This window comes from Microcella alkalica (assembly GCF_014137945.1).
In the GTDB taxonomy this organism is placed as follows: domain Bacteria; phylum Actinomycetota; class Actinomycetes; order Actinomycetales; family Microbacteriaceae; genus Microcella; species Microcella alkalica.
Genome location: NZ_JACGWX010000002.1, coordinates 234,846 through 247,338, shown reverse-complemented (window position 1 = coordinate 247,338; position 12,493 = coordinate 234,846). Strand labels below are relative to the sequence as shown.

Here is a 12,493-nt window from a genome sequence, read left to right as displayed (position 1 = left end):
CGGTCTCCGTCTCAGGGGACGGGGGCGACCATGACCGACGAGCGAACGCCGAACGAGGATCCGACCGAGCCGCTGCGGCCGGTGAGCGGAGCGGATGCGCGCGGCGCTGAGGGCGGGGCGGGTGCGGCGGGCGATGCTCCGACGGAGGCCTACGATGCGCTCGGCGACGGGGACCCCGGCGATGCCGGCGACGCACCGACCGAGGCCTACGACGCGGTCGATGCAGGGGATGCCCCGACGCGCGCCTTCACCCGACCGCTCGACCAGCCCGGCGGCGTGCCGCCGGTCGCGCCGACTCCCCCGCCGCCGACCGCGCCGACCGAGATGCTCCGCCCGGCCGGAGTCGGCGCCGCCGCCGGCATCGGAGCCGGCGCCGCCGCGGGTGCGGCCGCCGGCGGCTTCCCGCGCTCGAGCGCGCCCATCGGGGGCGGCCCGGCTGCGGGCCCCGCCCCGGCGAGCGCCGCGACGGGACCGCGCCGACTGAGCGGCGGGGCGATCGCGCTCATCGCGCTCGCGGTCATCCTGCTCATCGCGCTCGTCGTGCTGATCTTCGCCCTCCTGAACCGCGACGACGCGCCCGCGCCTGCGGCGTCGGACACGCCGAGCGCGAGCTCCTCGCCGTCGGAGACCCCGTCCCCCTCGCCCACGCCGAGCGAGACCGAGGAGCCGTCGCCCTCGCCGACGCCGACCGAGACGAGCGCCGCCCCCGAGCCCGCCCCGGCGCCGACGTTCACGGTCTTCCAGGCGGAGAACACCGCGAACTGCCCCGACGAGAGCGGATCGGTTCCGCTGTTCTGGAGCTGGAGCATCGACGGCGCGACGACCGCATGGTTCGGCGTCGGCACCGACGACGCGCGCGCCGAGCCGTTCGAGGAGGTCCCGACGACGGCGACCTACGAGTTCGCGTACCAATGCTCGGAGGAGAGCCAGCTCTACACGGTCACAGCCGAGAACGCCGACGGCCTCGTGACGCACCAGACCGTCGAGGTCGTGCGCCTGCTGCCGTAGAGGTTCCCGGGCCCGCCGTTCAGAGTCGACGACGTGCAGGAGCCCCGCGGCGTGGAAGACCGCGGGGCTCCTGGCCTTCCGGTGGGGCGGGGCTAGTTGTGATGTCCAGGCAGGTTACTGAGCCTGCTGAGGGGTGGGGCTCCGATCGCGGAGTGTCGCCGATGGTGATTGTAGAAGTGAATACAGCCAGGCAGCGCCTCGCGTCGTTGCGTCTCTGACGATGAGAACTTTACGTAAGCCCACCCGTCGGCCAGGGTGCGGTGGAACCGCTCGATCTTGCCATTGGTTTGCGGCCGATAAGCGCGAGTGCGTTTGTGGACGATGCTGAGTTCGCTGCAGGCATCGCCCCATGCGAAGTGGAATCCCGCATAGTGGGGACTGCTGAAGGTTCTGGTGACTCTTCTTCTTAGGCCGCGGACGCGGCCCGTGTGGTCATGATCGCCTCGAACTCCACCGGCGTCAAACGCCCCAAGACTCGCTGCCGTCGACGGCGGTGATAGGTCCGCTCAATCCAGGTCACGATCGCCAGCCGCAACTCTTGCCTCGTGGCCCAGCGGCGGCTGTTGAGCACGTTCTTCTGCAGCAGCGCGAAGAACGACTCCATCGCCGCGTTGTCACCCGCCGCCCCGACCCGCCCCATCGAACCGACCAATCCGTAACGGTCAAGCTCCGCCTGAAAACGCCTCGAGCGGAACTGACTGCCGAGGTCAGAGTGAACGACCGTGCCAGCAGGGTTGCGCCGTTGGATCGCCATCCTCAGAGCCGCCACGGCGAGCTCTGAGGTCATCCGGTCAGCGATGGAGTATCCGACGATGCGGTTGGAGAACACGTCCTTCATCGCGCAGAGATAGAGCTTCCCTTAGCCGGTCGGATGCTCGGTGATGTCGGTCAGCCAAAGCCGGTCGGGGCGATCGGCAGTGAACTCGCGCAGCACGAGATCGTCGCGCACCGGAGGGCCGACCAGGCGATTCTTGCCGCGCTTCCTGCGCACGAACGCGCTGGTGATGCCCATCTGCGAACACAGCCGCCACACCCGTCGCTTCGACGCGGTGAAGCCCGCCTCAGCGAGCTCATCGGCGATGAACCGATACCCGAACGCCGGATCGTCGACGTGAATATCGATCGCGGCGTTGATCAGCTGCGCCTGATCCCAGTCTCTTTGCGTGACGGGATCGGCGAGCCACCGGTAATAGGGCTGCTTGGCGAACTTCAACACCCGACACGTCACCGCGACGGCGATGCCGTCGGCGGCGAGTTCACTCACGAGCGGGTAGAGCCTCTTGGGCCCGATAGGTTCGCCTGCGACAGATACGCCGCCGCGCGGCGCAGGATCTCGTTCTCCTGCTCCAGCAACTTCCCCCGGCGACGCAGCTCACGGTTCTCGACCGCTTCGCCGGTGCTCACCCCCGGCCGGCGGCCGGCGTCGACTTCGGCGATCTTGACCCACCGTTGGACGCAGGATTCAGAGATCCCGAAGTCTTTCGCGATCTGCGCGAACGATGACTCTCGGCGCAGTGCGATCGCCACGACGTCGTCCCGGAACTCCTTCGGAAACGCTTTTGGCATGGTGCTCAACCTTCCAGCAGCGACTCTCGTCGCCACAGGTCAGGAGTCACCTAAACCTTCAGCAGTCCCGATTGGACGTGCTCGCCCGCTCCCGCATGCACGTTCTACCCGACATGGGCAGCGAGGTGGTCCGCCGACACCTCACAGGTCTCAGCGCAGAGATTAGGAGTATCAGCCGGTACACCACTTCCAGGGACTTGACCCCGTCGCCTGCGGGCGAGTGCAAATCTTCGCCGAGAAAAGCACCGCACAGTGACTTAAGAGGCTGGCCCACTTCGGGCGTTTCGGCACGGTAGGGAGCTGTGTTGGGTCGCCACCTCCCGCGCGAGAACTGCCGACGACGGTGCGCCTCGGCTCGCGAGGATAGCCCGCTTTCTCAGATGACGAACGAGCTGCGGGTGCTTGGGGCGAAGATCTCTTGAGGCGCCCAGCGGCGGTTCGCGAGCCCCTGCTCGTGCGAGTACCGTAGGAAGGCGTCGAGGACGTGGCGGTTGCGATCGATGCCGTAAGGCCAGTAGTCGTCGCCCATGGCCTCGAGCGTCTCCTCGAGGTGGTCGGCGAGCCAAGGCAGCATAACCTTCAGTGAACTGCGGTACGCGAGGGCATCGACAGCGAGCGAGCGCGCCTGCTCGCACGCCTTCATGAGGGAGCGCGCGACCCAAGGGTGCGCTTGAAGGATCTCCGCCCGCACGACCATGAGGTGCATGATCGGGAAGATGCGGGTGCGCTTGAAGTAGTCCTTCTCGACACTCTTGTAGTCGGGGAACAACCGCACGACGTCGGGATCGTTGCCGAAGCATGAGGGCTCGTGCGCGCTGAAGATGCCGTCGATCGAGCCGCTGACCAGCAGCTCGGACAGTGTCTCTTCCGGGCCGATCTGCGACAGGCGCACGTTCGCCGGCATGTCGTACTGCACCTTCTCGTGCCGACCGGGCGAGTCGACACCACCTGAGACGTACTCGATGTCGCCCAGACCGATACCGTACTCGTCAGCGAGGATGCCTCGTTGCCAGACCCCGGCGGTGATTTGGTATTCGGGGATGCCGATCCGCCTGCCCGTCAACTGGCTGGGCTCGGTGATGCCCGACCGGCGGTTAACGAACATGCTCTGGTGCCGGAAGTAGCGGGAGGGGAAGACCGGAATCGCCGCGAACGGTGGCTTCTCGTCGTTCAGGGTGAGCACGTACGTCGACAGGCTCATCTCACTGACGTCGAACTCGCGGTACTTTGCCTGCCGGTAGAATACCTCCTCGACCGGCATAGCGAGGAAGTTGAGGTCGATGCCTTCGACGCGCACGCGGCCGTCCCACATGGCGACGAAGCGATCGTAGTCGACCCCCGCCATGGTCAGTTCGAGGTTGCTCATGATGTCTCTCTTTCTGGCTCCGCATTGGAGGCTCTTCGCAGTTGACGGTGTAGACGTCCGGGCCGCGTCGCTGTCGGGATAGGGGTCGAGGTCTTCCAGGATGGAAGTTCCTACGCTCACCGTCCGAAAGACCTCGACGTGCTCAACGCTACCTTCGACGCGCCCGATCTCACCACGTTCTGCCGACTGGACGAGCTCGGCCTCGAGGCCGTCGGGCAGCGGCTCGAACCCGACCGCGCGGTGCTCTTCTGCCGGGTCGTGGAAGTCGATGACTGGTGCCGCGCCTGCGGCTGCCAGGGCGTGCCGCGGGACACGGTCACGCGCAGGTTGGCGCATGCCCCGTTCGGGCACCGACCCACCACGTTGCTGGTCCGCGTCCGCCGCTACCGCTGCTCCGGTTGCGGCCGCATCTGGCGGCAGGACACGTCCGCGGCGGCGGAGCCTCGGGCGAAGATCTCCCGCACGGGGCTGCGCTGGGCGCTGGCCGCGCTGGTGCTCGACCACCTGACCGTCTCCCGCGTCGCGGCCGGGCTGGGGGTCGCCTGGCACACCGCCAACACGGCCGTGCTCGAGGAGGGCAGGCGGCGCCTGCTCGATGATCCGAGCCGCTTCGACGGCGTGGCAGTGCTGGGCGTGGACGAGCACGTCTGGCGCCACACGCGTCACGGCGACCGCTACGTGACCGTCATCATCGACCTCACCCCGATCCGCGACGGCACGGGGCCAGCAAGGCTGCTGGACATGGTCGAGGGCCGCTCGAAGCAGGCGTTCCAGCAGTGGCTCGCCGCCAGGCCCCAGTCCTGGCGAGACGGCGTTGAAGTGGTCGCGATGGACGGGTTCTCCGGCTTCAAGACCGCCACCGTCGAGGAGCTGCCCGAGGCGGTCGCCGTGATGGATCCGTTCCACGTTGTCCGACTCGCCGGGAACGCGCTCGACAGCTGCCGGCGGCGGATTCAGCAGCAGCTCCACGGCCACCGCGGACGCAAGGGCGATCCGCTCTACGCCGCCCGCCGCACCCTCCACACCGGCGCGGCGTTCCACACGCCGCGGCAGCAGCAACGACTCGACGCGCTCTTCGCCGACGAGCGGCATCTCGCGGTCGAGGTCACCTGGGGCATCTATCAGCGCATGGTCGCCGCCTACCGCGAACCGGACCGGGCCGCGGGCAAGCAGCTGATGATCGAGCTGATCGAGACGGTCAGCGTCGGCGTCCCGGCGGCGCTGCGCGAGGTGATCACGCTCGGGCGGACGCTGAAGCAGCGCGCCGCCGACGTGCTCGCGTACTTCGACCGGCCCGGCACCAGCAACGGGCCGACGGAGGCGATCAACGGCCGCCTCGAGCATCTCCGCGGCTCCGCCCTCGGCTTCCGCAACCTGACCAACTACATCGCGAGATCACTGCTCGAAGCCGGCGGCTTCAGGCCACTGCTACACCCTCAATTGCGATGAGCCGCATTGGACCCGAGTTTCGGCTCCGGATCCGCGCCGCCGAGGAACGACAGCACGCTGGACAGGAGCCCCACGACGACGAAGGCGATCGAGATCGGTGCGACGGCGACGACTCCAGCAGCGATGAGGGGCGTCAGCACGAGGGCGGCCGCACGGTAGGTGCCGCTCGTGGCGATCGAGTCACCGCGCTCCTCCGCGTGAACTGCGTCTGCGACGGCTGCGGTGCTAATCGTCTGCAGCGCTCCGGCTCCCAGTCCCGAGATCGCGAGGCACACTCCGGCGAGGATCGGATCGCCAGCCATGAGCCCGAGAGCAGCGACGCTGAGACCGGTGGCGAGACCGCTGACCAGCAGGACCACGCGCGGTCGGAGCGGCCGGATGAGACCAATGCCCGAGCCGCCGGCGACGGCAGCGAGGTTGGCGACGGTCGCGAGGGTTCCGACAATGACGGGCGAGATCCCTGCAACCGCGAGGATGACGGGCACGTAGGAACCCAGAATACCCCGCCACGACCCGGCGATGGTGCCCATGCAGATACCGGCACGGATTTCTGGCCGCCGCCACATCCTCGTGTTGGAGGAGTGCGCCGGCGGCGCAAACGGCGGCAGGCGAACGAGCAGGATGGCGAAGACCGTCGCGATTGCCGACCCGATTGCGCCGGTTATCAGCGTCCACTGGCCCTGGAACTGAATCAGGATACCTGCGGCTAACGGTCCGGCGAGCGCGCCGATGCCCGCAGCGAGGTTGAATCGCGCGAGCCCACCCACCGACCTCTCCGCGACGCGGACGACATGCGTCTGGGAGGCGGTCCAGAAGTACGCACGTGCTGCGCCCTGGAGCAGTTGCGAAATGACGAATACGGCGAACAGACTCGAGACTGTGATCAGGAGGCAGGACGCGGTGAGCAGCACGCCGGCCGCGATCACGAGCCACTTATCGGACACCTTGCGCAAGAGTGCGCCGATCCAGAGCCGGGAGACGAGCTGGGCGGCCCCTGAGATCGCCACGAGTACGCCGATGTCAGCGATCCGATAGCCGTACGATACCGCGAGGAGCGGGATTGTGACGCCGAGGAGGCCCAGCGTGAATGAGAAGGTCAGCCCGGAGGCGCTCGTCAGTGACTCGTCAAGCCGCCGTTTGGATTTGCCCGAACTCATGCGAAGCGGACGCGCTGCCCACGACCGCTCTCGACCGCTCGATCGTAGATATACGCCGCAAGTGCGATGTCTCCGTAGCCTCCGGAAGATTCCCGGAACACGCGCACGCCGCTCCGCGCGGGCTCGGCCGCATCGATTAGTTGGGCAAGTTCGATTACCGCGTCCCACGGCAGGCGACCGGAGGCATCGAGGTCCACGAGCGAACTGCTGAGACGTCCGTGCCAGACGTCGCCGAACCCGCGCTCGTGGTCCTTCGAGGCTACAACGACCGTCGAGGCACCGAGATAAAGGTCGTCATCGAATTCGGATGGCACACCCATCCCTGCGACGAGGCAATCCCCCGGCACGTCCGCGAGAGACAGGACGGGGGTGGTGGAGTCGGTCGACACGAAGACGATGTCCGTAGCGTCCAGAGCCTCAGCGAGATCGTGCGAGCCCGTGACCGGCACGTCGAGGACTCCGTTCGCCGTCGCGACAAAAGCGGCCAAGCGTTCCTTATTACGACCGTAGACGCGGATGTTGTTGATCGGTCGCGCTATCGCCGCGGCCTCCAGGAGGCCCATCGCGTTGCGACCGGTACCGATCAATGTGATGCTCCGCCATCACGGCGGGCCCCTCAAGTTTCGTAGCTCCGAGTCGGCCAGTCGCCAAACTTACGACTCCGAGCTAATCAGCCCCATCCAAGCCGGCAGGCCCCGGAGGTTCTGTCGTTCCCTGGAAGGAATGCATTCATAGTAGCTCAACGCGCCCGTTTTCGGGCGGCAATCGTTACAGATTCCCGCGTGTCGGAGCCTGACCTGGCATCCGCGTGGGTGCTCACGCGCGCTCTCAGCCCCCGGGAACACGTGCGCGCCGCCGCACAGCTCGCATCCGGCGAGGTCCTGAACGAGTACGACCACGAGTGCTCGGTGAACGAGCTGCCGCCCCGTACACCCTGGGCGATGTACCTCTCTGGCGACCGTCAGCGCTACGACTACCTCTGCTTCGACTTCGACAGCTCCCGCGGCAACGCCCCCTATGACGCCGGCCGACTCTCCCACTGGCTCGACGAGCTGAACGTCGCACACCTGATCTGCGCATCCGGCCCCACCGGCGGCCGCCACGTCTGGATCGGCATGGCCGAATCCGTCGATGCCGCCCTCGTTCGAGATCTCGCGCTCCTCGCAACCCAGCTGCTGCCCTCCCTCGACCCCACTCCCCTGACCAACCCCGCCACCGGCTGTGTGCGGCCTCCCGGAGCCCCCCACCGCCTCGGCGGTGTATCCGTGGCCCAAGGGCCGCTCACAGCCCTCACCAGCTGCACCGTCGCCCTCGACGCGATCACCGACCTCACCGCGTTCCTCGTCGACGCCGGCGCCGAGCTGCCGTCGCCCACGATGGGCCTGCTGCGCGGCATGGCCGTCGACGATGATGGCCACCCCTACATCGCCGGCCCCAGACGGCCCCTCACGCCCCGCGTGGACGCGATGCTGAACGGCGCCCCCGGCGAGGACACGTCCTACACCCTCGCCGCCGTCCTCGCCGGCTGCGCGCACTCTCGCTGGCGATACGCGGACGTCCTGGCCGTCGTCGACGCGCCCGCGTTCGAGCACGTCCGCACGCTGCGCGGCAGGAACGGCCGCGATCGCATCCCCCGCACCGAGCGCGGCCGCATCCGCGCCCTGGACGCCGCCTGGAACAACGCCGTCCGCTACGTCGCGGCTCACCCGCTCAACGGCACCGGCGACGACACCAACTACCTCGCCCGCGCGAATACCGCCCTCACGGCCGTAGAACGCGCTCAGGAGCGCGCAGACGCCATGCCGGGCCTCTGGGGCGCGGACCGGGCATCATCGGCTGCACGCCGCAGCACTGGGACGCACAGCACCCGTGCCGTCCTCGACGCCCTCTGCCTCTACATCGCCCAGTCCGCACAGCTGGTCGTAGAAGCCGACGTGCGGCGCCTCTCGGCCGACACAGGCTACGGCCGAACCACCGTCCACACCGCGCTCCAGGCGCTCACACGCCCCGTCGTCGACGCCGACCCGGAGTCCGCATGGATCGTCCGCGTCGGAGACGTCGACGCCCCCCACGGGCAGCGCTACCGACTCTCCGAGCGGTTCTCCACAGACTCGGAGGACCGTAACCGGACACAAGTGCCTGCACGCCCCTCCCCCACCCGCCACCCGCTCAACGCCGGCTACTGGACCACGCGACTAACCGCTGATCTCCGCCCGCTCACGCACGATACGTTCGCCGCTCCGCGCAGCCTGGGCCGCACCGCGGGTCTCGTGTTCAAGCACCTCCCGGAGGTGGCCTCCACGACAGTTGAGGACCTGGTGCACCGGACCGGCTTAGACGCCGGACGCATCCGGGTCGCGCTACACCGGCTCCGGTTCCATCGTCTGGCCCGCCGTGGCGGTGCCGGATGGAGTCGAGGCGACACCACGGCGCTCGACGCGGCCGCCGACGCCCTCGACGTCGCCGGCTACCTGGAGGCCCGCCGAGCCCGCTACGGCGCCGAGCGCGGTCGGTGGGAGTGGTGGAACGCCGAGCTGACCTGGATGCGGAAACCGAACAAGAAGCGCCGAGGCCGTCGAGCCCCATCCGGTATCGCCCTGTTCGCCCAGAACGATCGTCCCGACTACTCGCGGTACCCGCGAGGCCCTGATGGCCGTGCCGACCACAAAGAAGCGCTCCGGCTCGTCGACGCCGGCATCCTCTCCCCCGCCACAGCTCTCGCCGCGGCGTAGAACCGCGCTCGAGCGCGATCGGCGCACGAGCTGCACCGATGAACGGAGCCGCTACGCGGCCAGAGCTTGTCTGTTGTCCGTCTGCCTGGCCGCCGAATCGTAGTTCGCTCCACGGCTGCCGTGCCGGGCTTTCGCGGCATATCCTCCCTCGCTGCGCTCAGTCCGGTATTCCACGACCCGGCACTCTCGCCGCTGCGCTCTCAAACGATCCTCTTGCCAGACAGGCGAACAAAACAGTTGATCGGGAGAGAGAACAGATCATGGCTGACACCACCATCCACACCGGAACCGTCGAGCACATCGACCCGCAGAGCCTCGTCATCGAGGCCAACGTCAGGCCCAGCGCACCACTGACGGCCGCGTTCGTGCAGAGCGTCCGAGAACACGGGGTACTCACCCCCGTGCTGGCGCGCCGAGACGCACAAGGGAACATCCTCGTGCGAGCCGGACAGCGACGCACCCTCGCCGCCCGAGAAGCAGGCGTGAGCACGATCCCCGTCTACATCGTCGACGCGGACGAGGCCACCGCGGAACGCATCATCCAGCAGATGGTCGAGAACGACCAGCGTGAAGCCCTCACCGACGGCGACCGAGCCGCCGCGTTCCAGCAACTCGCGTTCGAGGGGATGAGCGTCACCGCGATCGCCAAGCGCACCGGCACCAAGGCCAAAGAGGTCAAGATCGCCCTCGCCGTGGCCGAGAACGCCACAGCCGTCTCCGCGATCCACGAGCACACGCTGACCCTCGACCAGGCTGCCGTCCTCATCGAATTCGACGACGACCCCGAGGCCCGAGCGCAGCTGATCGACGTGGCTACCCACGACCCCGCACAGTTTGCCCACACCGCGCAGCGCGCCAGGGACGACCGGGCACGCGCGAAGGTCAAGGCCGACACCGAGGCGGACCTGACAGCCCGCGGCTTCGAAGTGCCGGACCGCGACCGCGGCTACTACGAAACCGACTACACGCGGCTCAGCGAACTCGTCACCCCGGAAGGCGACCAAGCCACCGTCGAGCACATCGAGAACGCCGAGGGCCGGGCCGCGTTCGTCCGGGTCTACATCACCGGCAAAGCCGACGTGACCTACTACCTCCGCGACCCGAAAGCCGCAGGATTCCGCAAGGCCACCGGCTCCGGCAGCAACAGCGGGCCGATGACCGACGAGCAGAAGGCTGAACGCCGAACACTGATCGCCAACAACAAGGCCTGGGCATCCGCGGAGGTCGTGCGCCGTGAATGGCTCACCACGTTCCTGTCCCGCAAGACGCTGCCCAAAGACGCCGCCGCGGTGATCGCCACCGGCCTCACCCTGCACCGGCAGGCCGTGAGCCTGGCCACCCGCGACGGCAACACCCTCGCGCACGAACTCCTGAGCATCGAGCGAGGCGGCTACTGGGAGGCCGACAAGCTCGCCGCCCTCGTCGAGCACACCCCCGGCAAAGCGCAGCACGTCGCGCTGGCCGTCGTGCTCGGAGCCGTGGAGAACATCACCAGCAAGCAGACCTGGCGGCACCCCTCCCCCACCGACCGGACCTACTTCACCCAACTCGCCGCATGGGGCTACGGGCTGAGCGAGGTCGAGCAGATCGTCACCAGCGCCGACGACCCGACCGCCGACTACGCCGAGGACTACGACGGCGACGACGAGGAGTAACCCGACGGAGGGGGCCGACCCGGCCCCTCCCCCAACTCCCCCGGAGACACGCATGCTCACTATGACCACACCCGAAGGCGACACCTTCACCGCCGACACCGACGTCCGGCTCGCGTCCCTCTGGGCCGACGCGCAGCTCGGCGCGAGCTGGGACGACGGTCTGCCCCCGTTCGACCAGCACGACGTAATGAACGACATGATCGACGAGATTCACGCGATGCAGGACGGCGAAATCCCCGGCTACACCGTCACCGAATCCCACCCATAGCGGACGTCGACGGCCCCCGCTCCGCGATCGCCGGCGAGGGGGCCGTCCCCCTCGCGCTCCCCCGCCGATGAATGCACACTGATATCACAATGCAGGCACGATGCCAGCACCCAATCAGCACACGGAAACGGACCGGCCACAGGCCGGGCAGCACGGCCCCTGACGGGCCCCATTTTCTTGCCGTGAAGCCTTCGGCAGCATACGGTCGGCCGACCTCCGCGCAAGCGGCTCCGCCGCCGGCTCCGCCGACAACTTCGGCACGCGGTCGCTGCGCTCCCTCCCATCGCGCCGAACTTCTCTTCCCCGCCGCCCTGACGGGTTGCACTCCACCCGGCACTCCCTAGCGGCGACAAGTCGCCTTCACGGCAAGAAAACGTGAGGGGTTGATGGAAGGAGAGAGCCATGACCCGCAAAGTCACCACCCGCAAGAGCACCGAGGAACGCCGAGCCGAGGCCGAGGCGTTGCACGAGACGATCGCCGAGCAGATCGAAGCGCTGCGCGACTCCGAGACGTGGACGCGGTTCCTCGCGTTCGCTCAGGCGTTCCACCGCTACAGCCTGGGAAACCTGCTGCTGATCTTCGCGCAGAGCCCCGAGGCGACCCACGTCGCCGGATACCGGACGTGGCAGAGCCTGAACCGCCAGGTGCGCAAGGGTGAGCGTGGAATCCGCATCTTCGGCGGCCGCGACATCCGTGAAACGGTCGAGAACGAGCAGACCGGCGAAGAAGAAGAACAGCGCCGCGTGCGGTTCTTCCCCGTGTCCGTGTTCGACATGAGCCAGACCGACCTCATCGACCCCGAAGCAGGCGACCCCAGCAACATCGCGCACCAGCTCACCGGTGACGACCCCGCGGGCATCCTCGACGCCGTGGTCGACTACCTCACCGGCACGGGATGGACCGTCGAGCGCGAGAGTATCCCCGGAGCCGCCAACGGCTACACCACCACCGACGACAGCCGCCGCGTTGTCATCGACGCCGACCTCTCCCCCGCCCAGGCCGCAAAGACCGCACTGCACGAGGCGGCACACGTCATCCTGCACGCCGACGAAGATCACGCCGAGTACGTCGAGCACCGCGGGATCAAAGAAACCGAGGCCGAGAGCGTCGCCTACATCGTCGCCGGAATTCTCGGCCTGGACACCAGCGCCTACAGCGTCGGCTACGTCGCCGGATGGAGCAAATGCGACGCCGACACCGTCAAAGCCACCGCCGCGAACGTGCTGCGCACCGCGCACGCCCTGGCCGACGCGATCACCACCGACTCCCCCGCGCCCGTCGCGGCCTGAGA

General features: G+C 68.1%; 9 protein-coding genes and 2 pseudogenes. 6 read left to right on the top strand and 5 right to left on the bottom strand.

The window, feature by feature from the left end; translation table 11 throughout:
• Positions 1–30 precede the first annotated feature (30 nt).
• Positions 31–1,008 (top strand): hypothetical protein, encoded by a 978-nt coding sequence (locus FHX53_RS05565; protein ID WP_182490357.1) that lies wholly within the window; start codon positions 31–33, stop codon positions 1,006–1,008.
• 92 nt (positions 1,009–1,100) lie between these two features.
• Here FHX53_RS05565 and FHX53_RS05560 read toward each other — a convergent pair.
• The 3 genes and pseudogenes from FHX53_RS05560 to FHX53_RS05550 form a co-directional block, all read right to left on the bottom strand.
• Positions 1,101–1,331: pseudogene (locus tag FHX53_RS05560) on the bottom strand (integrase core domain-containing protein); the annotation flags it as partial.
• 83 nt (positions 1,332–1,414) lie between these two features.
• Positions 1,415–2,574, bottom strand: a pseudogene (locus FHX53_RS05555) (IS3 family transposase).
• Between the two features lie 376 nt (positions 2,575–2,950).
• Complete coding sequence (locus tag FHX53_RS05550) at positions 2,951–3,940, bottom strand: substrate-binding domain-containing protein (protein ID WP_182490356.1); 990 nt, start codon at positions 3,938–3,940, stop codon at positions 2,951–2,953.
• A gap of 138 nt (positions 3,941–4,078) precedes the next feature.
• Here FHX53_RS05550 and FHX53_RS05545 point away from each other — a divergent pair, with 138 nt between their 5' ends.
• Positions 4,079–5,389 carry an ISL3 family transposase gene (locus FHX53_RS05545; protein ID WP_182490355.1) on the top strand — a complete coding sequence of 437 codons (1,311 nt, stop codon included), beginning with the start codon at positions 4,079–4,081 and terminating at the stop codon, positions 5,387–5,389.
• Here FHX53_RS05545 and FHX53_RS05540 read toward each other — a convergent pair.
• A complete protein-coding gene (locus FHX53_RS05540; RefSeq protein ID WP_182490354.1) occupies positions 5,377–6,546 on the bottom strand; it encodes an MFS transporter in 1,170 nt (389 codons plus the stop codon). The genes FHX53_RS05545 and FHX53_RS05540 overlap by 13 nt on opposite strands.
• On the bottom strand, positions 6,543–7,133 hold the full coding sequence (locus FHX53_RS05535; protein WP_182490353.1) for a hypothetical protein: 591 nt from the start codon (positions 7,131–7,133) through the stop codon (positions 6,543–6,545). Before FHX53_RS05535 ends, FHX53_RS05540 begins: the two co-directional genes overlap by 4 nt.
• A gap of 195 nt (positions 7,134–7,328) precedes the next feature.
• Here FHX53_RS05535 and FHX53_RS05530 point away from each other — a divergent pair, with 195 nt between their 5' ends.
• From FHX53_RS05530 to FHX53_RS05515, 4 genes are all read left to right on the top strand, one after another.
• Positions 7,329–9,278 (top strand): hypothetical protein, encoded by a 1,950-nt coding sequence (locus FHX53_RS05530; protein WP_182490352.1) that lies wholly within the window; start codon positions 7,329–7,331, stop codon positions 9,276–9,278.
• Between the two features lie 260 nt (positions 9,279–9,538).
• Positions 9,539–10,933 (top strand): ParB/RepB/Spo0J family partition protein, encoded by a 1,395-nt coding sequence (locus FHX53_RS05525; RefSeq protein WP_182490351.1) that lies wholly within the window; start codon positions 9,539–9,541, stop codon positions 10,931–10,933.
• Between the two features lie 61 nt (positions 10,934–10,994).
• Positions 10,995–11,201: a hypothetical protein gene (locus FHX53_RS05520; protein WP_182490350.1), complete on the top strand. Its 207-nt coding sequence runs from the start codon at positions 10,995–10,997 to the stop codon at positions 11,199–11,201.
• A gap of 402 nt (positions 11,202–11,603) precedes the next feature.
• Positions 11,604–12,491: an ArdC-like ssDNA-binding domain-containing protein gene (locus FHX53_RS05515; RefSeq protein WP_182490349.1), complete on the top strand. Its 888-nt coding sequence runs from the start codon at positions 11,604–11,606 to the stop codon at positions 12,489–12,491.
• The last annotated feature ends 2 nt before the right edge of the window (positions 12,492–12,493 follow it).